Source organism: Methyloligella sp. GL2 (assembly GCF_013341275.1).
In the GTDB taxonomy this organism is placed as follows: Bacteria; Pseudomonadota; Alphaproteobacteria; order Rhizobiales; family Methyloligellaceae; genus Methyloligella.
In genome coordinates, this window is record NZ_CP054476.1 from 2,640,931 (window position 1) to 2,662,582 (window position 21,652).

Here is a 21,652-nt window from a genome sequence, read left to right on the forward strand (position 1 = left end):
TGTCAGGCCGCTTGCCACAGACCTTCGGACTTCACCTGTTCGTGGGTTTCGTCGAGGGACTGCCAGACCCGCTCCATCATCAGGTCGATCTCCTCCGGCGAGATGGTGAGCGGCGGGGCGATGACCATGCGGTCGCCGACATGGCGCATCACCAGCCCGTTGCGGATGGCGTTGTCGCGGCAGATCACGCCGACCGTGCCTTCCTCCTCGGCGAATTTGGCGCGCGAGGCCTTATCGGGGGTGAGCGCGATGGAGGCGATCAGACCCTGGATCTTAGCCTCGCCGACGAGGGGATGATCGGTCAGGCTCTCCCACTTCTCCTTGATGTAGGGCCCCACCGTCTCCTTGACACGGGTGACGATGCCTTCCTCGTGGAGGATGCGGAGATTTTCCAGCGCCACCGCCGCGGCGACCGGATGGGCCGAATAGGTGTAGCCGTGATTGAACTCGCCGCCCTGGTCGATGACCTCCGCCACCTCGTCGGAGACGATGGTGCCGCCGATGGGCATGTAGCCGGAGGACAGCGCCTTGGCGACGGTCATAATGTCGGGCTGGATGCCGTAGACCTCCGAGCCGAACCATTCGCCGGTACGGCCGAAGCCGCAGATGACCTCGTCGGCGATCATCAGGATATCGTATTTCTTCAGGATACGATTGACCTCGGGCCAATAGCTGGCCGGCGGGATAATCACGCCGCCCGCCCCCTGGATTGGCTCAGCGATGAAGGCGGCGACCTTGTCCTCGCCGAGCTCGAGAATCTTCTCTTCCAGCTCGCGCGCCCGGGCGAGGCCGAACTCCTCGGGCGCCATATCGCCGCCCTCGCCCCACCAATCGGGCTGATTGATATGCGCGATGCCGGGGATCGGCAGACCGCCTTGGGCGTGCATACCTTTCATGCCGCCGAGAGACGCCGCGCCCATGGAGGAGCCGTGATAGGCGTTCCAGCGGGTGATGATGACCTGCTTCTCCGGCTTGCCCTTGGCGGCCCAGTAATGGCGCACGAGACGGATATTGGTGTCGTTGGCCTCCGACCCCGAGGAGCTGAAGAAGACGTGGTTGAGATCGCCCGGCGCCAGCTCGGCCAGACGCGTCGCCAGGCCAATGGCCGGCACGTGGGAGGTCTGGAAGAAGGTGTTGTAGTAGGAGAGCTGCTTCATCTGGCGCGAGGCGGCCTCGGCCAGCTCCTCGCGGCCATAGCCGATGGCGACGCACCACAGCCCGGCCATGCCGTCGAGGATCTCGTTGCCTTCGCTGTCGCGCAGGAACACCCCATTGGCCTCGGTGATGATGCGGACGCCCTTGGCGTTCAGCTCGCGGCCGTCGGTGAAGGGATGCAGGTGGTGAGCGGCGTCCAGACGCTGCAGCTGTTCCGTCGAGTAGTTCCAAGCCATAACAAATGCTCCTCAGCTAGACGTTGAGCAGCAAATGCTCGCGCTCCCAGGGAGAGATCTCCCGCTGGAACTCGGTTAGCTCAGCGTTCTTGATGGCGGCGAAAAGCTTGCAGAAGGATTCGCCGAGCACCTTCTGAATTTCGGTCGCGTTGGCAAAGCCGTCCAAGGCGGCGGAGAGCCCCCCGGGCAAGGCGTTGGCCTCGCGCCAAACCTCGTGGGTGGCTTCGGGCCTCGGCTCGATCTCGTTGATCATGCCGAGATAGCCGGCAGCCAGGCTGGCGGCGATGGCGAGATAGGGATTGGTGTCGATGCCGATGATGCGGTTTTCGATGCGCCGCGCCTCGGGCCCGGAAATCGGAATCCGCAAGCCGGTGGTGCGATTATCCCGCGACCATTCCAGATTGCCGGGTGCGCTCATGCGGCCGTTGAGGCGGCGATAGCTGTTCACATAAGGCGCCAGCACCGGCATCACCTCAGCGAGATAGCGCTGCGAGCCGCCGATGAAATGCAGGAAGGCAGGAGACACCGTGCCGTCGGCCTCGGAGAAGATATTGGCACCGGTCTTTATGTCGACGACGCTTTGATGCAGGTGCATGGCCGAGCCGGGCTCGTCGCGCATCGGCTTGGCCATGAAGGTGGCGAAGGTATTGTGCCGGAGCCCGGCCTCACGGATGGCGCGCTTGAAATAGAAGACCTGGTCGGCGAGCTCGAGCGGATCGCCATGCAGCAGATTGATCTCGATCTGGCCTGCCCCGCCCTCCTGGATCAGGGTGTCGATGCCAAGCCCCTGCGCCTCGGCGAAATCGTAAATGGTATCGATGACCGGTCCGTACTCGTCGACGGCGACCATGGAGAAGGGCTGCCGGCCGAAACCGCGGCGCCCGGTGCGGCCGATGGGCGGCTCAATCGGCTCGTTCGGATCGACATTCGGCTTGGTGAGGTAGAATTCCAGCTCCGGCGCGACGACCGGCTGCCAGCCCCGCTCGGCATAGAGAGCCAGGATGCGCTTCAGCACATTGCGGGGGGCGACCTCCACCGGATCGCCGGCGCGGGTCGTCAGATCGCAAATCACCTGCAAGGTGACGTCGTCGGCCCAGGGCGCGGCAGAGGCGGTGCCCATATCCGGATGCAGCACGATGTCCTTTTCCATCCACTGATCCTCGATCTCGCCGATCTCGACATAGTCGCCAGTGATGGTCTGGTAGAACAGCGAGTCTGGCAGGAAGAAGGTGCTGTCCGGGGAGAATTTGTAGAACGGCATGGCCTTGCCGCGGGACATGCCCACGAAATCGGGCACGATGCATTCCACCTCCTCGATACGGCGGCTGCCGCGGAAGGTCTGGAACGTCTCGGGGAGACGGGAAAGCCAGTCTGGATCAGTTGAGGCCGTCAAGATGCACACATGTTCAGCAATGGAGGCAATTCAGATCTAACGATGCTGATTGGCCGGAGACTCCCGGCCGACGCCAAACTGCCAGCAAAGATAAATAGGATCGAAAAATTCCGGTCAAGAAATTTTGATCAAATTTTCGCTTTCTGCCGGCGCTTCGAATAGCGAGCTGCGGATGTTGTCGATGCCTTGCAGGATGTCCTCGCGCATCGCCTCCTCGACCTTGTCGGCCCGGTTGTCGCGCAAAGCCGCCAAGGCTTCCTGATGCATATCGGGCAGGTAGAGCTTGCCCTTGAACCGGCGGAACATCATGCGCAAGGACGGGCCGGTCTGCAGCCATAGCCGCTCGACCATGCCGATCAGCTCGCGCTTCTCGGAGGCCAGATACAGCGTCATGTGGAAGCGGTAGTTCTGGATCAGATATTCGCGCACGTTCTGATGGGCGATGGCCGCGTTGACGGCCTGATCGATCATGTCGAGCTCAAGGATCTTGGTGGCGCCGATCTTCTCTGCGCCCCAGCGCGCCAGCTTCGGCTCGATCGCCAGCCGGGCGAAGGCGAACTCCTCCAGCTTCGCCTCGGTCAGCTCCGGAACGCAGACGCGGCGATTGCCCATGAACTCCAGCGCACCCTCCGCGGTCAGACGCCGGATCGCCTCGCGGACCGGCGTCATTCCGGCGCCCAGCACGTTGGTCAGACCCTGGATGGTGACCGCGTCTCCCGGGGCCAGCTCGCCGTAGAGGATCATGTCCCGAATAAGCCGATAGACGCGAACATGCGCCGGCTGTTTCAAGCTAGTGACTTCCAACGAACCTGCCCCTTCCACAAGTTTTATCTTTAATTTCATCCTGTTGTAGCGCGCCGCGCATTGATTTACGCAGACAACCGTTTCCGCCTTGCCATGCAGAAATAAATTTGATCAAATGTTTTATCGCAATGCAAAATCCAAGTCACGGAGTGGATGCACGACATGAGAAACATCCGGCTATTCTGCGCTTGCCTGCTGGCTATCGGCGCTGCCGTACTAGCGACAAGCCCGTCCGTTTCCGCTGAAGAGGTCCATGTCTACAACTGGTCGGACTACATCGACGAATCCCTGCTCGACAAGTTCGAGAAAGAAACCGACATCAAGGTGATCTACGATGTTTTCGACAGCAATGAGGTGCTGGAGACCAAGCTTCTGGCAGGCGGCTCCGGCTACGATGTCGTGGTTCCGTCGGCAACGTTTCTAGAGCGCCAGATTCAGGCCGGCGTATTTCAGCCGCTGGACTATTCGAAGCTGCCGAACTCGAAAAATCTCTGGGACGTGATCAAGGAACGTCTCGAGCCTTACGATCCGGGCAACAAATACTCCGTGAACTATATGTGGGGCACCACCGGCATCGGCTACAATGTCGAGAAGGTGAAGGAAGTGCTCGGCGAGGATGCGCCGACCGACAGCCTCGATCTGGTGTTCAAGCCGGAGAACATGGAGAAGCTGGCCAAGTGCGGCGTGATGTTCCTCGACGCGCCGACGGAGATGATCCCGGCCGCGCTGAAATATATCGGCGAAGACCCGAACTCCCACGATCCTGAGGTCATCGCCAAGGCCGAACCGGTGCTGATGGCGGTCCGCCCCTACATCAAGAAGTTCCACAGCTCCGAATACATCAACGCTCTGGCCAATGGCGACATTTGCGTCGCGTTCGGCTGGTCGGGCGACATCTTCCAGGCCCGCGACCGTGCCGACGAAGCCGATAACGGCGTGGAGATCGCCTACACCATCCCGAAGGAAGGCGCGCTGATGTGGTTCGACGAGATGGCCATCCCGGCGGATGCGCCCAATCCGGATGCTGCGCTCAAGTTCATCAACTTCATGATGGACCCGGAGAACATGGCTGCAGCTTCGAACTACGTCTACTACGCCAACGGCAACCTGGCGTCGCAGAAATATCTCGAAGAGGACGTGATCGACGATCCGGCCATCTATCCGGACAAAGAGACCATGGACAACCTCTTCACCGTCTCGGCCTACGATCCCAAGGTCCAGCGCAAAGTCACGCGCATGTGGACCAAGATCAAGTCCGGCACCTAATCACAATCACTGGTAATTGCGCGGGGCCCAGCGTCCCGCGCAATCCATCCTCGGGGGCGGTCTCTAAGTACAATGAAACCGATAATGGCTGAGACGAAACCTGCGAGCGTCTTCGCTCCTTGGCTGGATGCTGACGCGAAACCGATCATCAGCTTTGAGAATGTCACCAAGAAGTTCGGCGACTTCACTGCGGTCAACACTCTCAATCTGAAAATCTACGAGCGCGAGTTTTTCGCGCTGCTGGGCTCCTCGGGCTGCGGCAAGACCACCTTGCTCCGCATGCTGGCCGGCTTCGAAACCCCGACCAGCGGCTTCATCCTCGTCGACGGCCAGCACATCAACGACATTCCGCCGAACAAGCGCGCCATCAATATGATGTTCCAGAGCTATGCGCTGTTTCCGCATTTGAGCGTCTGGGACAATATCGCCTTCGGTCTGCGCCGCACCGACATGGAGAAAGACGCCATCGGCGACCGGGTCACCGAGATGCTGCGGCTGACGCAGCTCGACGGGTTCTCGCACCGCAAGCCGCATCAGCTTTCCGGCGGGCAGCGCCAGCGTGTGGCCTTGGCCCGCTCTCTCGCCAAGGCACCCAGGATCCTGCTGCTCGACGAGCCGCTGGCCGCGCTCGACAAGAAGCTGCGCCAAGAGACGCAGTTCGAGCTGATGGACATCCAGGAGAAGACGGGCACGACCTTCGTCATCGTCACCCACGATCAGGAGGAGGCGATGACCGTGGCCTCCCGCGTCGCGGTGATGAACAAGGGCAATCTGCTACAGGTGGCGACGCCGGGCGAGATCTACGAAGCGCCCAACTCGGTCTATGTCGCCGACTTCATCGGCGAGGTGAACATCATCGAGGGCGAGGCGAAGCTCGAAGGGCCCGACAAAATCGCGATCACCTATGCGGAGAACATGCCGCCGATCATCTCTGTCGGGAAGACCGAGGGGATAAGCGAAGGGCAGAAAGTCTCCTTCATCGTCCGTCCCGAGAAGGTCCGGGTCTCGCTGACCGGCGACGACGACCGGGCCAACAAGGTCAAAGGCACGGTGATGGACATCGCCTATCTCGGCAGTATCTCCACCTATCACGTGCGTCTGGATAACGGGCAGATGCTCTCCGCCCAGATGACCAACACGCAGCGCATCGAACATCGCGAAATCACTTGGGACGACCAAGTCTGGCTGAGCTGGTCGGACGAGGCTGGCCTGGTCCTTACGCAGTAAAAGCTCATGAATTTCCGCCGGCTTCTGATCATCGTCGTTCCCTACGCCTGGCTGATCGCGCTGTTCCTCGTTCCGTTTCTGATTATCCTGAAGATCTCGCTGTCGGATATCGCCATCGCGATTCCGCCCTACACGCCGACCTTCGACCTCTCGGCCGGCTGGGAGGGGGTGAAGACGTTCTTCTCGGAACTGGATTTCGAGAATTACATCTTCCTGTGGACCGACGACCTGTATTGGAAGTCCTTCCTCTCCTCGATCACCATTGCCTCGGTCTCGACCTTTCTCACGCTTCTGGTGGCGTTTCCCATCGCCTACGGCATGGCGAAGTCGCCGCCGAGCTGGCGTCCGACCTTGATGATGCTGGTGATCCTGCCGTTCTGGACCTCGTTCCTGATCCGCGTCTATTCCTGGATGGGCATCCTCTCCAATAACGGCTTTCTGAACAGCTTCCTGGTCTGGACCGGGATCATCGACAGCCCGCTGCATATCCTGAACACCAATATCGCGGTCTATATCGGCATCGTTTACACCTACCTGCCGTTCATGATCCTGCCGATCTACGCCAGCCTGGAGAAGATGGACATCTCGCTGCTGGAGGCGGCGGAAGATCTCGGCTGCACCCGGATGTCGGCATTCTGGCTGGTCACGGTTCCTCTGGCGCGCCACGGCATCATCGCCGGCTGCTTCCTGGTGTTCATTCCGGTGAACGGCGAATTCGTCATCCCCTCGCTGCTCGGCGGCTCCTCGACCAACATGATCGGCAAGGTGCTGTGGGATGAGTTCTTCAACAACCGCGACTGGCCCGTCGCCTCGGCGGTGGCCATCGTCCTCCTATTGATCCTGGTGATCCCGATCATGCTGTTCCAGCGCAATCAGCAGAAGCAGCAGGAGGCTGTGCTATGAACGGCCGCCCCTTAAGCTGGTTCAACGTCACCTCGCTGACCTTGGGCTTCGCCTTCCTTTATCTGCCGATGCTGATCCTGGTGATCTACAGCTTCAACGCCTCGAAGCTGGTGACGGTGTGGGCCGGGTTCTCGACCAAATGGTACGTCGCGCTGATCCACGATCAGCAGTTCCTCGATGCGGCCTGGGTCACCTTGCGGGTGGCCGTCGCCTCCTCCACCTTGGCGACGATCCTCGGCACCATGGCGGCCTACGCGCTGACACGGTTCAGCCGCTTCGCCGGGCGCACGGTGTTCTCCGGAATGATCTACGCCCCGCTGGTGATGCCGGACGTGATCATCGGTCTGTCGCTTCTCTTGCTGTTCATCTCCATCGGGCTGGACCGGGGCATCTTCACCATCATCCTGGCCCATACCACCTTCTCCATGTGCTACGTGGCGATCGTGGTTTCGTCGCGGCTGCAGAGCTTCGACAAGTCTCTGGAAGAAGCGGCGCTGGACCTTGGCTGCACGCCTTTCGACGCCTTCAAGTCGGTGACCTTGCCGATCATCGCCCCGGCGGTGATCTCGGGTTGGCTGCTCGCCTTCACCCTGTCGCTCGACGATCTGGTGATCGCCTCCTTCGTCACCGGCCCCTCGTCGACGACCTTGCCGATCAAGATCTTCTCCTCGATCCGGCTGGGCGTGAATCCTGAAATCAATGCGCTTTCCACGATCCTGATCGCCATCGTGGCGGTGGGCGTGATCACCGCATCGCTGGTGTCGAAGCGCACCATCGCCAAGCGGGAACGCGAGGCGCTGGAGGCCAACTAGGCCGGCTTCGGCAGCCCGCCCTCTAGAGCGGCGGGCGATCCCGCTTGAGGATCTTCTTGCGGTCGACGCTGGCCACGAGAAGGGCGACCAGGATCAGCGCGCTGCCGGCCACCTGCATGGTGGAGAGCGGCTCGCCCAAGAACAGCACCGCACCGCCGACGCCGAACACCGGCACGAGGGTCAGGAACAGCGAGGCCTGCTGCACCGGAATGGTGCGCACGGCGATGAGGTAGAGCCAGAACGCGATGGCATGCTGGACCAGGCCGGAGGCGATGATGAACAGCCACTCGCCCATGGTCGGCCATCGGGAAATCTGCTCCCAGCCCAGGCTGAGCGCGACAGCCGCGGCAATCGCCACTACGATCAGGCCGAGACCTTGCTGCATCCCGGCCATCAGCAGCGGTGGGGCATGCTCGGACAGGCGGCTGGAGAGCACGACGTAAAGCGCAGCGAACAGCGTGCCTCCGACAATCAGCATGTCGCCGGCGAACTGCCCGGTCCCGTCCTCGCCGCCGGTCACGGTCACGCAGCCCGCGCCGATCACCGCCAGGATGATGGCCAAGATATCGCGCTGCTTGCTCTTCACGCGGAACAGCAGAAACAGCAGCCCTAAGGAGAGGACCGGCTCGGTGGCGCCGATCAGCGAGGCGCTGGAGGCCGAGGTGAGTGCAAGGCCCTGCATGCCGACCACGTAGGACAGGCCGGGCTCCAGAATGCCGTTGAGCGCGGCGCGGCGGGCGGCCCGGTCGATGCGCGGAATGCCGTTGATCGCCAGGATCAGCACCCAGGTCAGGGTGACGCTGGTGATCAGCTGCACGGTCACCAGGGAGAGCGGGGGCAGCACGGAGAGCGCGCCCTTGCTCATCACCGTTGCCAGGCCCCAGCAGGCGGCCGAGGAGACAATAGCGAGCGTTGCAACCCCCCTGCTCGGCGCCGGGGCCATGGTAAGCGATCCTGTGGTCATGATTTCACGCGTCGGCAGGCGGCGGAAACGAGGCCCCTATTGGCCGTGCCGCGCCGGCAGAGTCCGTGAAAGATCGTCCGCCGGGGCGCCGCTGCGCAGATGCTGGTAATGCATTTTTCGGCATTGCGCAATTTGATCAAATAACGCAGCGCCAGTTTTTATCTCGCAAAGCGTGCTTCGAAGCCTTTTGGCGAGATCGTCGGCCCGGACGCGAAGACGGGAGGCAAGCTGGACGCCCGCCTCCCGTCCGTCGTTCGACCCGGTTCAGTTCGCGAGGCTGACCTCGACGAGATTGTCGGAGAATGAGGGGGCGTGCCCCATATCGGTGAACTCGGCCGAGCTGATGCTGTTGACCGTGCCCTGGTTGAGCTGCCGCCAATAGCCGAGGGTTGCGACGACGATGCCGGGATTGACGTCGCTGGTGAGCCGGGCAACGCCCTTGAAGGTGCCGCGGCCGTTGCCGACCTGGACGCGGTCGCCATCGACGATATTTCGCGCGCCCGCATCCGCCGGATTGATCATCACGAACTGCTCGCCCTGGCCTCTGATCTTGTCCTCCATATTGGCGTAGCAGGAGTTCAGGAAGCCGTGGCTCTTGGGCGAGACGATGCTGAGCGGATATTTGCGGGCCAGCTCCGGATTGGTGACCGGCGATTCCCGCGCCGGGATGTAATCAGGCAGCGGATCCAGATCTTCGCCGGATTGCAGCTCGGCATACATCTGGCGGAACGGACCAGCGACGAAGTTCTTGGCGCCCTCGATGAGAAATTCGCATTTGCCCGAAGCGGTCGGGAAGTTGCCCTCCTTATGGGGCGCCCGATCGTCGGGGGTTCCGACCTTGAGCCGGGCGAAACCGTTCTCCCGCAGATAGTCGAGGTCGATCCCTTCGCAGGCCGGCGAATCCCAATCGACGAAGTGCTCCAGGCACTCCGTGTCGCTCCATTTGAAGTTCTCTTCCTCATAGCCCATCCGCGCCGCGAGCCGGCGGAAGATCTCTGCATTCGGGACCGCCTCGCCGGGCGATTCGGCGCATTTGGTGTTGTAGGTGAGATGGAGATGCCCCCAGGAGAGGATCATGTCCTCCATCTCCGCGCCCATCGATGCGGGAAGCACGATATCGGCATAAGAGGCGGTGTCGGAGATGAAATGCTCGGCCGAGACGAGGAACAGATCCTCCCGCATCAGGCCTTGCACGATCTTGTCGGTCTCCGGCGCCTGGGTGACGGGATTGGAGTTCCAGCACATCATCGACTTGATCGGCGGGTCGAGCGGGATTTCGCCGGTGAGTGCCCGTCCGATCTGCAGATTGTTGACAACGCGGGTTTTCTCCGGGATCAGATCGGGCCGGCAGATCACGTCGAATTTGTAAGGATGCTCCCAGACCGGGAACTGGGTCACGCCGCCACCGACATGGCGCCAAGCGCCGGTGAGCGCCGGGATCGAGGTGACGGCGCGGATGGTCTGGCCGCCGCCGTAATGGCGCTCCAGCGCAACGCCCATGCGGATGCCAGCCGGCTGGACGGTGGCGAGCTCGAAAGCCAGCTTGCGGATATCGGCCGCCGGCACACCGGTGATCGCCTCGGCCCATTCCGGCGTTCTTGAAGCGGCGCGCTGTTTCAGCTCTTCGAAGCCGACCGTGTAGTTGTCGACGTAATCCTGATCGACCAGCCCCTGCGCGATGATCGAATTGATCAGCGCCATCGCAAGGGCCCCATCGGTGCCCGGCTTCGGGCAGATATGCCAGTCGGCGGCCTTGGCGGTGCGCGACGCATAGGCGTCGATCACCACCACCTTGGCGCCGGCATTCTGGGCCTCCTTCACGATGGCCCAGTGATGCAGATTGGTGCTGATGCTGTTGCAGGCCCAGATCACGATATATTTGGAATGGGCGTAGCTTTCCGGATCGAGGCCGGCGGTGGCGCCGACGGTGAGCAGCCAGGCGGTGCAGGAACCCTCGCCGCAGAAGGTCCGTTCGCAGACCGTGGCGCCCATGCGGTTGAAGAAGGCATCGCCGCCATTCAGGCCGTGCACCAGGCCTTGGTGGCCGAGATAGCTGTAGGGGATGATGGCTTGCGGGCCGTATTCGGCGATGATCGCCTTCCAGCGCGTGGTGATCTCATCGAGAGCTTCGTCCCAGGAGATGCGCTCGAACTGCTTGGAGCCCTTAGGCCCGACCCGGCGCATGGGATAGAGCAGCCGGTCGGGATGATAGTGCCGCTTCTCGTAATCCTTCAGCTTCACGCAGAGCCCGCCGCGGGTGATCGGGTGGTCGGGATTGCCGCGCACGCGCGTGAGCACGCCGTTATCCACGTCGAACAGCATCGAACATGTGTCGGGGCAATCGTGCGGACAGCCGCCGTAAAAGGTCTTGGTGGTGACGTGCTCGTTCATCAATTCCCTCCCAGAACGCTCAACCGCCCTCCCCATCGGGGAGGCGCCAAGGGGGCACGTTAGCAGACTTGCTGCGACATTTTGGCACAAATTCCAGCGCCGTTTTGCCGGTTGGGAGCAGTCACGGCATTGGGCAACGCGCCCCGCGCCGTATTCCGTTTCGATTCCGGTTGGGAGCCGCAGAGCTAGGCGAGGCGGCGGAGAAGGTAGATATCCATGATCCACCCCTTCTCGGCGCGGTGCTTTTCACGAGTCGCCAGGATGTCGTCCAGCACCTCGGCGACCTTGCCTTGGCGCAGTACCTCGTCCTCGCTGCCGAGATAGGCGCCCCACCAGATTTCCAGATCCTGGCCCGCAAGAGAGTTCAGCCCGGTTCCGCCATCGAGCATGACGACGACCGTCTCGGCGCAATCTGGGAAGCCTTGCTGGGCGAGCTTGCGCCCGGTGGTGATCAGCACCGCCTCGCCGACCGTGTTCAGCGTCATCTTATGGGCGGCGGCCAGAGCATGCAGGCTGCTGATTCCGGGGATCACCTCGTATTCGATGGCAAGGCTCTTATCGGCGGCAAGCGCCGGCAGAATGCGCAAGGTGCTGTCGTAGAGCGAGGGATCGCCCCAGACGAGAAAGGCGCCGGTTTCGCCGTCTTTCAGCTCGTGTCGAATCAACTTGGCGAAGGCTTCGCCCTTGGCGGCATGCCAGTCGGCGACGCCCTGCTTATAGCCGCCGGCCGCGTCGCGCTTCGGGCTTTCCGCCTCCACCCAGCGGGGGCCCTCGCCTTCGGAAAAGCGGGCGCAGATTTCCTTGCGAAGCCGCGTCAGATCGGATTTTTGCGGCCCCTTATCGAGGGCGAAGACCACGTCGGCCGCATTCAGGGCGGCGATGGCCTCTATCGTCATATGCTCCGGATTGCCGGTTCCAATTCCGATCACATAGAGCTTGTTCAAGGCTTTGACATCTCATGGTTTCGCTAGGCCTTTGCGGCTTCGGCTCCGGTGATAGACGGGGCACGCCGCTCGCGCAATGGAGCGGCGCCCCCGCGCCAATCGGTCCGGCTTGACGTCTCTCTTCCGAAGGGTCTCCATGCGGGCCGAAACGAGCCGGAGGAAAAACACGCGTGACAGAGCAAGATTGGGTAGCCGCCCCCGCCGCATCGCCCTCGGAGCAGCATAGGCAAGCCGCGGCCGCGCGGCAGGAGGTGCTGACCAAGCCGCCAGGATCGCTCGGCGTGCTGGAGGATTTGGCGGTGCGGCTGGCGGGCTTACAGCAGACCGACCGGCCCAAGGCCGACAGCGCTGCCATCGTGCTGTTCGCCGGCGATCACGGCATCACCGCGCAAGGCGTCTCGCCCTACCCCTCCGACGTCACGGTGCAGATGCTCTATAATTTCACCAGCGGCGGCGCGGCGATCTCGGTGCTGGCGCGGGAGCTCGGCGCCTCGCTGGAGGTGGTCGATGTGGGAACGCTGGCGAAAGACGCGATCGACGGCGTGGTCACCGATAAGAACCGGCGCGGCACGGCGGATTTCTCGCAAGAGCCGGCGATGACGGAGCAAGAGCTTTGCTTCGCGCTTGGCGCCGGAAAACGGGCGGTGGCGCGCCTCGCCGAGCAGAAGCCGGATATTCTGATCCTCGGCGAGATGGGCATCGGCAACACGACGGCGGCGGCGGCGATCGCCGCCGCTCTCCTCGGCAAGCCGCCGGCGGAGCTGACCGGCGCCGGCACCGGGCTCGATGGAGACGGCATCTCCGCCAAGGCGCGGATCATCGGCGAGGCGTTGGCGCGCCACGGCATCGCCGCGGGCGAGACCCCGCCGCTGGAGGTGCTGCGCAAGGTCGGCGGGCTGGAGATCGCCGCGCTTTCCGGCGCGATGATCGCCGCGGCGCAAGCGGGAATTCCGGTGCTGGTCGACGGGTTCATCGTCACGGCAGCGGCCTTGGCTGCGGTGCGGATCAATCCGTCTTGCCGGGATTGGCTGCTGTTCTCGCATCGCTCTTTCGAGCAGGGCCACCGCATCGTGCTGGATGCGCTGGAGGCGCAGCCGCTGCTCGATCTTCGGCTGCGGCTCGGCGAAGGCTCCGGCGCGGCCACAGCCCTGCCCTTGGTGCGGCTCGCCTGCGCGCTGCATGCGCAGATGGCGACCTTCGAGGAGGCGGCGGTCTCGGGTCCGCAGGGCTGATCGTCTCTCCGGCGGACTTCGCGCTTAGGCCGGCGGCGTGCCGGGATAAAAAATCGCGATCGGCGCGGCGTATTCCGGCAGTCCCAAGGCGGCGGGGATTTCCTCTCCCGTCGTCAGAAACTCAGCCAAAAGATGGGTGTGGGGACCGGTGGGCGAGGTACCGCCAGGCGGCGGAATCTCGGCGAAGACCTCGATGCGGGCGAGCCCCGTCTCCACCACGCGGTGCGGGCTCTTCTCGATGATCGTCGCGCCGGTCTTAGCCATCAGCTCGGTCCAATGGCGCCCCTCGGCGGCGCGCAAGGCGGCGATCAACTCCGCATCGCCGGTCCGCACGCAGAAGCGGCTGGCGCGGCGGGCGACACCGATATCGAACAGCTCGTGGTCGCGAAACTCCGGATCGATCGCCGCCTCATCGGGGCCGAGCGGGGTCACCACCTCGGCCATGGGCAGCGCCACGCGCCGCTTGGGCAGGCCGAGCACCACAGGCCCGTCGCCATCGAAGGCGAACGCGCGCAGCTTCTCCGAACCCTTCAGGCGGAAGCGAGCTTTGGGCATGGCGGCCGTAAGCTCGTCCTCGCCGCGGGTCACTGTGGCGTCGCGGTCGTGGCAGGGAAATTCCGCCACCGCGCCCGGTGCGCCGGCAACCCAAGTGCCTCGGCCCTCGCGGATGGTCTCGCCGACCCAATCGAGCAGCTCGCCGCCGGCATAAGGCAGCAGCCGGACCCGCACGGAGAGTGCCTGCAGGCGCTCGGGGATCAGCTGCCAGATGGCGTCCTTGCCGGCCTCGTCGAGGGAGGCCCAGGCGCCGATCTCATCGCCGGAGCGGCCGCAGCCGAGGCAAAAGCCGGTGCTCTCGTCGAGCTTGCAGATGCCGATACAGGGCGAGTGGCGGTTTTGGGTTAGCGCGGTCATGCCTCTCTCCTAGACCATCTCACGATGGCTGCAAGCCGGACAATGCGGCAAGCTTTGCCGGGAGATCTTGCAAGGCAGCCGCGAGGCGCTGCCACTCCGCCTCTGGGCCGGGCAGACCGAAACGGAGCCAGCGCGGATAGGCCGGGAACTGGCGCAGATAGATGCCGGCCACGCCGAGATGTGCGGCGATGTCGCCGGCCTTCTCATGCGCAGCAAGGCGAAACAGCGGGGTTCCGCCGAGGATTTCCAGGCCGGCTTCGGTCAGCATTTCGTCGAGCCGGTCCGCCCCCGCAGCAAGCGAAACTCTCGCCTCTTCGAGCCAAGCGTCATCGGCAAGCGCGGCGGTGCCGACGCTCAAGGCGGGCGCGGCGACGGACCAGCGGCCGAAAGCCTGTTGCAGCGGGGCGGCCTCTTGCGCGTGGGCAATAGCGAAGCCGAGTCGGAGACCGGCGAGGCCGTACATCTTGCCGAAGGAACGCAGCACGACGGTGCCCCGCGGCAACTCCGGCACCAGGCTCACCGGCTCGGCCATGGCATCGGCGAAGGCCTCGTCGACCACCAGAAGCCCACCCCGCGCGCCCAGCTCTTCCGCCAGCGCGTGCAGCGTGAAAAGCGGCGTGATGCGGCCGGTCGGGTTGTTGGGATTGACGACGATGACGGCTTTCGCATCGCCGATCTCGTCCAGCTCGGCGATTTCCGCGACCTCGTGGCCCTCGCGCCGCCAGGCAATGGCGTGCTCGCTATAGGTCGGGCTCAGCACCGCAGTCTTGCCGGGTGGAAGCAGCCGCGGCAGCGATTGAATCAGGGCCTGGGTGCCGGGCGCGGCGACGATCTCGGCCCGCTCGGGCACGCCATAGCGGCGGCGGCCGGCCTGGCGCAGGGCTTCCTCAGATGAGGCTTGCGGAAGCTGGGCCCAGAGCGCCGTATCGAGCGGCGGCACCGGATAGGGATTCGGGTTGATGCCGGTGGAAAGATCGATCCAGGGCAGCGGCGCATCGGGAAAGCCCCGCGCCGCGGCATCGAGATCGCCACCATGCGCAACCGGTTCCGGCTCGGCCCCGCTCATGCTAGCACCTGAGGCCCGGTTGGATCGGATATGCACGCCCTCATCACGCTTCTCGCCCTCTTCTTCGATGCCGCTCTCGGCTACCCGCAATGGCTGTTTGGCGCCATCGGGCATCCGGTCAGCTGGATCGGCAGGCTGATAGCACGGTGCGACGCGGCCTGGAACGGCAAGGGACGTGGTAAGGGACGCAGCGCCGCGGTCAGGCGGCGGAACGGTGTCGCAATGCTGCTGCTTTGCCTCGGCGTCGCGCTTGCCGCCACGCTTGGCGCGCAAGGGCTGGCGCTCTGGCTGCTGCCCAGTTGGGCCGCGCTTTTGCTGCTCGGCCTCCTCGCCAGCAGCCTGCTGGCCCAGCGCAGCCTCAACGATCATGTCGCCGCCGTGGCACACGCCTTGGAGACCGGCACGCTGAAGGATGCTCAAGGCGCGGTCTCGCAGATTGTCGGGCGCGATCCCCACAGCTTGGACGCCCATGCCATCGGCCGCGCCGCCATCGAAAGCTTGGCGGAGAATTTCTCCGACGGGGTCACCGCGCCGGGCTTCTGGATGGTGATCGGCGGGCTTCCCGGCGCGGCGCTGTATAAGACCATCAACACCGCCGACAGCATGGTGGGGCATCGCAGCGAGCGCCATGCCGCCTTCGGCTGGGCCTCGGCAAGGCTGGACGACCTGGTCAATCTGCCGGCTTCGCGGCTCTCCGCTCTGATGCTCGCTGGTGCAGCGCTCTTGGTGCCTAAAGCCTCGGCGCGGGGTGCGATCAAGGCGGTGTTCCGGGATGCCAAGCAGCATAAATCGCCCAATGCCGGCTGGCCGGAAGCGGCGATGGCGGGGGCTCTGGGGCTGAAAATCGCCGGGCCCCGCATGTATGACGGGGTGCTGGTGCCCGATCACTGGATGGGCGACGGGCGCGCCAGCGTCGAGGCTGCCGATATCCGCAGGGCGCTCACCCTGTTTCGCGTCGCCGCGCTGCTGCAAGCGGCGCTGGTGGCGGCGATCGCCCTACCCTTCGTGCTCTAGGGAGGGGGCGCGGGCGATCTGCAAAATCGCATCGCAATCGACATGGGCTTCCAGATGGGCGGCCAGGGCATCGAGAGCGGCTTCCACCGTCTCCTCGTAGGCAGTGCCGGCCTCGCCGCCCCCGAACCAGGCCATCCAGGCGCTGCGCTGGCGATCGTCGGCGAACAGCCCGTGCACATGGCAGCCGGCAATGGCGCCGGTGGGATCGGCGGCGCCATCGGTACGGCCATCGGCAAAACGTAGCACCGCGCGGGCGCAGTCGGGGCCATCGGTGCGCCCGACATGCATCTCATAGCCCTGGAACGGCACCTCGCCGGGCAGCGAGATGCCGGAGACCTCGGCCAGGATCTTCTCGTCCGTAAGGGTGGTCTCGATATCGAGCAGGCCGAGGCCTTCTGATGTGCCAGGCTCCCCCTCGATGCCGTCCGGATCGGCGATGCGACGCCCAAGCATCTGATAGCCGCCGCAAATGCCGAGCAGCTTGCCGCCGCGGCGAAGATGAGCGCGGATGTCGATATCCCAGCCAGTTTCGCGCAGCGCCTGCAGATCGGCGATGGTGGCTTTCGATCCGGGCAGGATGACCAGCGCGGTGTCGCCGGGGATCGGCGTGCCCGGATTGAGGAAGACGAGATCGATATCGGGCTCATGGGCCAGCGGATCGAAATCGTCGAAATTGGAAAGCCGCGGATAGGCCAGCACGGCAATGCGCGTCTTGCCCTCGGCCAGCGGCTTGGCACGGGATCTGACGCCCATGGCGTCTTCTTCGGGAAGGCGCTGGGCGTCGCGGCAATAGGGCACGAGACCGAGGGACCGCCAGCCGGTCGCCTCGGCAATGCGCGCCATGCCATCAGTGAACAGCGCCGGGTCGCCGCGAAATTTGTTGACGATGAAGCCTTCGATCATGGCGGCATCTTCCGGCGGCAGCACCGCCTTGGTGCCGACCAGGCTGGCGATAACGCCGCCGCGGTCGATATCGCCGATCAGCACCACGGGCACGTCCGCAGCGCGGGCGAAGCCCATATTGGCGATATCGCCGGCGCGCAGATTGACTTCCGCCGGGGAGCCGGCCCCTTCCACCAGAACGATATCCGCCTCTTCGCCAAGCTTTCCGAAGCTCTCCAGCACCGCCCCCATCAGCTTGGGCTTCATGCCCTGATAGGCGGCGGCCTTGGCATTGCCCAAGACCTTGCCCTGCACCACGACTTGCGCGCCGATATCGCTTTGCGGCTTCAGCAGCACCGGGTTCATATGGACGCTGAGGGGCAGTCCGGCGGCGCGGGCCTGCAAGGCCTGCGCCCGGCCGATCTCGCCGCCATCGGCCGTCACCGCAGCATTGTTGGACATGTTCTGCGGCTTGAACGGCGCGACCTTCAGGCCGCGCTTTGTGAAGGCGCGGGCGAAACCGGCAACGAGCAGCGACTTGCCGACATCGGAGCCGGTGCCCTGAAACATGATGGCTTTCGCCGCCATCAGAACTCGATGCCCTCCTGGGCTTTCACGCCTGCATCGAAGTGATGCTTCACCGGGGTCATCTCGGTGACCAGATCGGCGGCCTCGATCATCTCCGGCTTGGCATTGCGGCCGGTGACGACGATGTGCAGATCGGGGCGGCGGGCGGAAAGCGCGGCAACAACCTCGCCGACATCCAGATGGCCATAGCGCAGCGAGATGTTCAGCTCGTCGAGCACCAAAAGCCCCAGATCGGGATCGGCCATCAGCTCCTTGGCCTTACCCCAAGCCTTCTCCGCCGCAGCGACGTCGCGCTCGCGGTCCTGAGTCTCCCAGGTGAAGCCTTCGCCCAGCGCATACCAGGTGACCCGGTCGGGGAACATATCGATGGCAACTTTCTCGCCGGTGTCCCAGGCGCCCTTGCCGAACTGCACCACACCCACCTTCATGCCGCGCCCCAGCGCCCGCAGCAGCAGGCCGAACGCGGCGGTGGATTTGCCCTTGCCCTTGCCGGTGTTGACGATGAGCAGGCCCTTTTCGATGGTCTTGCCGGCGACTTCGGCGTCTTGCACCGCCTTGCGGTTGGCCATCTTGGTCTTGTGGCGTTCGCGCTCCTGGTCGTTTTCTTCGGGGGTCTCGGCCATTGCGGGCCTCCTTTACGCGGGGGATTTCAGGGTGAGGGGAATGCCGGCGGTCATCAAGACCACCTGATCGGCGATGGCGGCGATACGCTGATTGAGCAGCCCTTGCGCATCGCGGAAACGCCGGCCGAGCGGCGTATCGGGCACGATGCCGAGGCCGACCTCGTTGGAGACGGCGACGATAGGACCGGGCGCCCTCTCCAGCGCGGCGACGAGGCGTGCGCTCTCCGCCTCGATATCGCGTTCCGCAAGCAGGATATTGCTCAGCCACAGGGTCAGGCAATCGATCAGGATGGCGCCCTCCTCCGCCTCGGAGATGGCGCGGGCCAAATCCAGCGGCGCCTCCAGCGTGCGCCAGTCCTGCCCACGGCGCGCCTGGTGGTCGCCGATCCGCGCCTTCATCTCAGCATCCAGGGCTTCCGCCGTCGCAAGATAGGTCCAGGGCGGCGGCGCAAGGCCGATCAGCGCTTCGGCATGGCGGCTCTTACCGGAGCGCGCGCCGCCAAGCACGAGGGTCAAACGGGGCAAGGAAGCGAGCGAGGAAGCGCCGGTCATGAGCGGTGAATTCGATTGACGGACATCGGAGCGACCCTTTATCAAGATGGGAACGGTTCCCCGCAAGGGGATTTAAAAGGGAATGCGGTGCCGCTCTCCGGAGCGAATTCCGCAACTGCCCCCGCAACTGTAATTGGCGAGCCTGAGGCGATTTCACCACTGGGAGACCGGGAAGGTGGCCAAAGGCAAGGACCCAAGAGTCAGGAGACCTGCCGTTGGTGTTGCAGCTCGTCGGGCCACGAGGGGTGGCTAAGGAGGCAAAATGAACGCTCAGACCTACAACAGCACAGCAGCCGCTAGCAGCGAGCGCTCGCAGGTGATCATCGCCGCGACCATCGCTCTGGTGTTCGGATTGGGCCTGGTCTTCACGACCGGCTTCGCTCATTCGAGCAGCATCCACAATGCGGCGCACGATACCCGTCACGCGCTGAGCTTCCCCTGCCACTAAGGCAGCCCTCATGCTGATGCGTATACTCGCGGTCGGCCTTCTGGCCGGCCTCGTTTCCGGTGTTCTGGTCGCGCTATTGCAGACCGTCACCACCACCCCGATCATCATCGAAGCCGAAGTTTATGAGAATGGCGGGGGCCACGAGACCCACGACCATGGCGGCGAGGCCGCGCTGCAATCCGGGCTTCTGCACTATGCCGTCGCCTCCGCCGAGAAAGCAGAGCTGATCTTCGTTCATGCCGGCGAGGATCATGGCGCGGGCGACGTCTGGGCGCCCGAGGACGGCCTGCCCCGCACCCTCTATACCAGTATCGCCACGGTCGGCACGGCGATCGGCTTTGCCATGATCTTGCTGGCCGGCATGCTGTTCGCCGGCGACACCATCACCGAGAGCCGAGCCATGGCCTGGGCCGCGGCGGGCTTCGTCGCGACCGGGCTTGCACCAGCCGTCGGGCTTTCGCCGGAAGTGCCGGGCATGGCGGCGGCAGAGTTATCCAGCCGCCAGGCTTGGTGGTTCGCCACGGCGACCTGCACCGCAGCAGCTTTGTGGCTGATCCTGCGCGGCAGCAACAACTGGTACCGCCTGCTTGGCGTCGCGATCCTGGTCGCGCCGCATGTCTGGGGTGCGCCGCATCTTACCGAGCATCCGGCAAGCAGCGTGCCTGCCCATCTGGCGGCGCAGTTCGCCAGCACCTCGCTCGCGGTTCATGCGGTGCTGTGGCTGCTGACCGGCTTCTTCGTCGGCTTCTGGTGGAAACGCATCGGGCAGTCCTGATGGCGCCCAAGATGCCGGTACCGGAGACAGACGCGGCCGTCACGGTCTATGTCTGCACCGCCTGCCGCAAAGTGCTGAAGGAGGAGGCGGATTTCGACGATGTCGGCCGCCGCTTGCTGCAAGCGCTGGAGCAGAAGCTATCGGACGCCGGTGACAGCAAGGTGCGGGTGGCCGGCGTGGATTGCCTCGCCGTCTGCACCCGCCCCGCGACACTGGCGCTGACCGCCAAGGGGCGCTGGACCTATGTGCTCGGCGATCTCGACCCCGATGCGCAGCTTAGCGAGATCGTCGATGGCGTCCTCGCCTATGCGCGGTCGGAGAACGGCATCATCCCCTGGAAGGAGCGCCCCAAGTGCTTCCGCAAAGGGGTGGTCGCCCGCATTCCGCCGCTCGGATTTGTGCAACCGGAGATCGACCCTTCATGAGTAGCCTCGCCAAAACCCCCGCCACCATCGTCACCGGCTTCCTCGGTGCGGGCAAGACCACGCTGCTGCGCCATGTGCTGGAGAATGCCGGAGACCGGCGTATCGCGGTGATCATCAACGAGTTCGGCGATGTCGGCATCGACCGGGAGATTTTGCAGGGCTGCGGGGTCAAAGGCTGCGGCGAGGACGGCATCGTGGAGCTCTCCAATGGCTGCATCTGCTGCACCGTGGCGGACGATTTCATCCCCGCCCTGGAGGGGCTGCTGGGGATGGCCGAGCCGCCGGAACACATCATCATCGAGACCTCTGGCCTGGCGCTGCCGAAGCCGCTGGTGCAGGCATTCAACTGGCCGGATATCGCCTCGCGCGTCACCGTGGACGGGGTGATCGCGGTGGTGGACGGGCCGGCCGTGGCGGCGGGCCGCTTCGCCGACGATACCGAGGCGCTTGCCGCGCAGCGCCAGGAAGACGGCTCCGTCGATCACGAGAACCCGCTGGAAGAGGTCTACGAGGATCAGCTGCTTTGCGCCGATCTGATCGTCATGAACAAGTCCGATCTGATGAGCGAAGACCAGCGGGCGAAAGTCGCCGCCGAGATCAAGCAGACGGTGCCGCGCGCGGTGAAGGTGGTGGAGACGGAAGGCGCACAGATCGATGCCGCCGTGCTGCTCGGGCTTGGCGCGGCGGCGGAAGCCGATCTGGACGCCCGCCCCTCGCATCACGACCATGAGGAAGAGCACGACCACGACGATTTCGACACCTTCATCGTCGATCTGCCGCAAGTGGAGGAGACCGAGACGGTGATCGCACGGATCGCGGAGGCCACCGGCAGCCACGACATTCTGCGGGTGAAGGGGTTTCTGGACGTGAAGGGCAAACCGATGCGCCTTCTGGTGCAGGGGGTCGGCGGCCGTATCCAACAGCAATTCGACCGGCCCTGGCGCCCCGACGAGGCACGCCACGGGCGGCTGGTGATCATCGGGCAACACGGGCTCGACCGCGAGGCTATCGCACGATCCATCGCGGGCGAGTAAGCTCTC

The 21,652-nt window shown here is 64.3% G+C and carries 21 protein-coding genes and 1 riboswitch; of the genes, 10 read left to right on the forward strand and 11 right to left on the reverse strand.

Annotated elements, in window-relative coordinates:
- Positions 1-2: 2 nt before the first annotated feature.
- The 3 genes from HT051_RS12305 to HT051_RS12315 form a co-directional block, all read right to left on the reverse strand.
- Entirely contained in the window at positions 3-1,391 is a 1,389-nt protein-coding gene (locus HT051_RS12305; RefSeq protein WP_174542306.1) for an aspartate aminotransferase family protein, read from the reverse strand.
- Between the two features lie 16 nt (positions 1,392-1,407).
- Entirely contained in the window at positions 1,408-2,793 is a 1,386-nt protein-coding gene (locus HT051_RS12310; RefSeq protein WP_371740586.1) for a glutamine synthetase family protein, read from the reverse strand.
- A 105-nt stretch (positions 2,794-2,898) separates the two neighbouring features.
- Complete coding sequence (locus HT051_RS12315) at positions 2,899-3,573, reverse strand: GntR family transcriptional regulator (protein ID WP_208454318.1); 675 nt, start codon at positions 3,571-3,573, stop codon at positions 2,899-2,901.
- Positions 3,574-3,750: 177 nt separating this feature from the next.
- Between HT051_RS12315 and HT051_RS12320 the strand changes: the two genes are divergently transcribed.
- The 4 genes from HT051_RS12320 (at position 3,751) to HT051_RS12335 (ending at position 7,796) form a co-directional block, all read left to right on the forward strand.
- Positions 3,751-4,854, forward strand: coding sequence for a polyamine ABC transporter substrate-binding protein (locus HT051_RS12320; RefSeq protein WP_174542308.1), 1,104 nt, complete (start codon positions 3,751-3,753; stop codon positions 4,852-4,854).
- Positions 4,855-4,938: 84 nt separating this feature from the next.
- On the forward strand, positions 4,939-6,081 hold the full coding sequence (locus tag HT051_RS12325; protein WP_174542309.1) for an ABC transporter ATP-binding protein: 1,143 nt from the start codon (positions 4,939-4,941) through the stop codon (positions 6,079-6,081).
- Between the two features lie 6 nt (positions 6,082-6,087).
- Positions 6,088-6,984, forward strand: a complete 897-nt coding sequence (locus tag HT051_RS12330) for an ABC transporter permease subunit (RefSeq protein WP_174542310.1) — start codon at positions 6,088-6,090, stop codon at positions 6,982-6,984.
- The gene (locus HT051_RS12335) at positions 6,981-7,796 is read left to right on the forward strand and encodes an ABC transporter permease (RefSeq protein ID WP_174542311.1); all 816 of its coding nucleotides are present in this window, start codon (positions 6,981-6,983) and stop codon (positions 7,794-7,796) included. Before HT051_RS12330 ends, HT051_RS12335 begins: the two co-directional genes overlap by 4 nt.
- A gap of 22 nt (positions 7,797-7,818) precedes the next feature.
- On the opposite strand, the gene HT051_RS12340 is transcribed toward HT051_RS12335, so the two are convergent.
- From HT051_RS12340 to cobF, 3 genes are all read right to left on the reverse strand, one after another.
- Positions 7,819-8,760: a DMT family transporter gene (locus HT051_RS12340; protein WP_174542312.1), complete on the reverse strand. Its 942-nt coding sequence runs from the start codon at positions 8,758-8,760 to the stop codon at positions 7,819-7,821.
- A gap of 264 nt (positions 8,761-9,024) precedes the next feature.
- Positions 9,025-11,151, reverse strand: a complete 2,127-nt coding sequence (locus HT051_RS12345; RefSeq protein WP_174542313.1) for a molybdopterin-dependent oxidoreductase — start codon at positions 11,149-11,151, stop codon at positions 9,025-9,027.
- A 185-nt stretch (positions 11,152-11,336) separates the two neighbouring features.
- Positions 11,337-12,095: a precorrin-6A synthase (deacetylating) gene (gene cobF, locus HT051_RS12350; protein WP_174542314.1), complete on the reverse strand. Its 759-nt coding sequence runs from the start codon at positions 12,093-12,095 to the stop codon at positions 11,337-11,339.
- Between the two features lie 170 nt (positions 12,096-12,265).
- Between cobF and cobT the strand changes: the two genes are divergently transcribed.
- Positions 12,266-13,327, forward strand: a complete 1,062-nt coding sequence (gene cobT / locus HT051_RS12355; protein ID WP_174542315.1) for a nicotinate-nucleotide--dimethylbenzimidazole phosphoribosyltransferase — start codon at positions 12,266-12,268, stop codon at positions 13,325-13,327.
- Positions 13,328-13,351: 24 nt separating this feature from the next.
- Here cobT and HT051_RS12360 read toward each other — a convergent pair whose 3' ends face one another.
- Both HT051_RS12360 and cobD read right to left on the reverse strand, forming a co-directional pair.
- Complete coding sequence (locus HT051_RS12360) at positions 13,352-14,239, reverse strand: DUF1289 domain-containing protein (RefSeq protein WP_174542316.1); 888 nt, start codon at positions 14,237-14,239, stop codon at positions 13,352-13,354.
- 19 nt (positions 14,240-14,258) lie between these two features.
- Positions 14,259-15,305, reverse strand: a complete 1,047-nt coding sequence (gene cobD / locus HT051_RS12365) for a threonine-phosphate decarboxylase CobD (RefSeq protein ID WP_174542317.1) — start codon at positions 15,303-15,305, stop codon at positions 14,259-14,261.
- Between the two features lie 30 nt (positions 15,306-15,335).
- Here cobD and cbiB point away from each other — a divergent pair, with 30 nt between their 5' ends.
- Positions 15,336-16,319, forward strand: a complete 984-nt coding sequence (cbiB, locus tag HT051_RS12370) for an adenosylcobinamide-phosphate synthase CbiB (protein WP_174542318.1) — start codon at positions 15,336-15,338, stop codon at positions 16,317-16,319.
- On the opposite strand, the gene HT051_RS12375 is transcribed toward cbiB, so the two are convergent.
- Genes HT051_RS12375 through cobU form a run of 3 tightly spaced genes read right to left on the reverse strand, consistent with a single transcriptional unit; the run spans position 16,302 to position 18,964 of the window.
- The gene (locus HT051_RS12375) at positions 16,302-17,789 is read right to left on the reverse strand and encodes a cobyric acid synthase (protein WP_174542319.1); all 1,488 of its coding nucleotides are present in this window, start codon (positions 17,787-17,789) and stop codon (positions 16,302-16,304) included. The two genes, cbiB and HT051_RS12375, sit on opposite strands and share 18 nt — an antisense overlap.
- On the reverse strand, positions 17,789-18,412 hold the full coding sequence (gene cobO, locus HT051_RS12380; RefSeq protein WP_174542320.1) for a cob(I)yrinic acid a,c-diamide adenosyltransferase: 624 nt from the start codon (positions 18,410-18,412) through the stop codon (positions 17,789-17,791). The genes HT051_RS12375 and cobO overlap by 1 nt, the downstream gene beginning before the upstream one ends.
- Positions 18,413-18,424: 12 nt before the next feature.
- Positions 18,425-18,964: a bifunctional adenosylcobinamide kinase/adenosylcobinamide-phosphate guanylyltransferase gene (gene cobU / locus HT051_RS12385; protein ID WP_174542321.1), complete on the reverse strand. Its 540-nt coding sequence runs from the start codon at positions 18,962-18,964 to the stop codon at positions 18,425-18,427.
- 36 nt (positions 18,965-19,000) lie between these two features.
- Positions 19,001-19,196: riboswitch (cobalamin riboswitch) on the forward strand.
- Positions 19,197-19,226: 30 nt separating this feature from the next.
- Between cobU and HT051_RS12390 the strand changes: the two genes are divergently transcribed.
- Genes HT051_RS12390 through cobW form a run of 4 tightly spaced genes read left to right on the forward strand, consistent with a single transcriptional unit; the run spans position 19,227 to position 21,646 of the window.
- Positions 19,227-19,412 (forward strand): CbtB domain-containing protein, encoded by a 186-nt coding sequence (locus tag HT051_RS12390; protein ID WP_174542322.1) that lies wholly within the window; start codon positions 19,227-19,229, stop codon positions 19,410-19,412.
- Between the two features lie 10 nt (positions 19,413-19,422).
- On the forward strand, positions 19,423-20,187 hold the full coding sequence (locus tag HT051_RS12395) for a CbtA family protein (protein ID WP_174542323.1): 765 nt from the start codon (positions 19,423-19,425) through the stop codon (positions 20,185-20,187).
- The gene (locus HT051_RS12400) at positions 20,187-20,612 is read left to right on the forward strand and encodes a DUF1636 domain-containing protein (protein WP_246810079.1); all 426 of its coding nucleotides are present in this window, start codon (positions 20,187-20,189) and stop codon (positions 20,610-20,612) included. The genes HT051_RS12395 and HT051_RS12400 overlap by 1 nt, the downstream gene beginning before the upstream one ends.
- Positions 20,609-21,646: a cobalamin biosynthesis protein CobW gene (cobW, locus tag HT051_RS12405; RefSeq protein WP_174542324.1), complete on the forward strand. Its 1,038-nt coding sequence runs from the start codon at positions 20,609-20,611 to the stop codon at positions 21,644-21,646. Before HT051_RS12400 ends, cobW begins: the two co-directional genes overlap by 4 nt.
- Positions 21,647-21,652: the final 6 nt, after the last annotated feature.